Source organism: Bacillus sp. AFS001701 (genome assembly GCF_002559405.1).
Classification (GTDB): Bacteria; Bacillota; Bacilli; order Bacillales; family Bacillaceae_G; genus Gottfriedia.
The window spans coordinates 1-1,010 of record NZ_NTZO01000251.1 but is presented as its reverse complement, the minus strand read 5'-3'; the positions used below and the strand labels follow the sequence as shown (position 1 = coordinate 1,010).

The following is a 1,010-nucleotide window of genomic DNA, read 5'->3' as shown; positions in this document are numbered from 1 at the left end:
CCTACATTTCGTAAAAGTTTGGGAGAATAAAAAAATGATAATAAAAATCTTAGTTTTAATTTTATTACTAATTCTAGGGAACCTATTATTTAAACTGATCCCCTGGAAGTATATTACTGTACTATTTGGAATTATTGTATTGCTATTAGTTGGTTTTTTCATTGTTGAGCGTACTTCTATTTTAGTAAAAAATAGACTACTAGAAAGTACTTCACTAAAAAGTGAAGGATTGAATGAAATAAAGATTGGTAAACAAGTTACACCGGAACTATTGGTAGATCTAAAAAGTAAATATGGAAGAACAGTTAAACACACAGACATTGTAGTAATACTTCCTGTTGAAAATGATAGAAACTATCAATTTAAGAAACTCTATATTGGAACTAAAAACATTAAAATTAATAGTATTGTTTCTGAAGATCCTAAATTAAAAACGGATAAAGGTATTGGAATAGGAAGCGATGTATCTACTATTAAAAGTAAATACGGTAATAACTACATTCGCTCGATTGATGAAATAGGAGATATGATAACGTATCTTGATAAAGAGCAAAATATAAAATTGACTTTCATAATATATGAAGAGAAAGTATTTCAAATTATTCTAACTAAGTATTAAGTCAAGGAGAAAAATTATGGGCATTTCCGTTTGTAAAAGTTTATGTTAACTTTTTCACAAGTGTTGATGCTCTTTATTATCTAAGTGAATCTAATATTATTTTATTATTTTTACTATCTTTATAATAACCATAATATTCATTATCGCCTTTTATTTTCACACGAACTGACCATTTTCGATCACCAGATGATTTAATCCAATCAAAAACTGGATGAAGTTCTTCTATCTCTTGTTTTTTTAGGCCTTTTTCCTTAATAAGATATTGCTCAACTGCATTTTTTGTTAAATGTAGTTTTATTTTTGCATAAGTGTACGAAGTGATTAATACAGTAGCTATTAATAAAGGAATCATTATCTTCTTTTTCATAATATATTCTCCTCTATATAAGAT

General features: G+C 26.5%; 2 protein-coding genes. One reads left to right on the top strand and one right to left on the bottom strand.

Annotated features, from left to right (window positions below):
• Positions 1-619: hypothetical protein (locus tag CN514_RS16680; RefSeq protein ID WP_217993933.1), on the top strand; the 619-nt coding region annotated here is incomplete at its 5' end.
• Positions 620-695: 76 nt separating this feature from the next.
• Here the strand turns inward: CN514_RS16680 and CN514_RS16675 are convergent.
• Positions 696-986 (bottom strand): hypothetical protein, encoded by a 291-nt coding sequence (locus CN514_RS16675; RefSeq protein WP_141529401.1) that lies wholly within the window; start codon positions 984-986, stop codon positions 696-698.
• Positions 987-1,010 lie beyond the last annotated feature (24 nt).

Bases quoted from the DNA above. Each gene is read 5' to 3' on its own strand.
- CN514_RS16675 (WP_141529401.1), bottom strand. From the start codon at position 986: ATGAAAAAGAAGATAATGATTCCTTTATTAATAGCTACTGTATTAATC.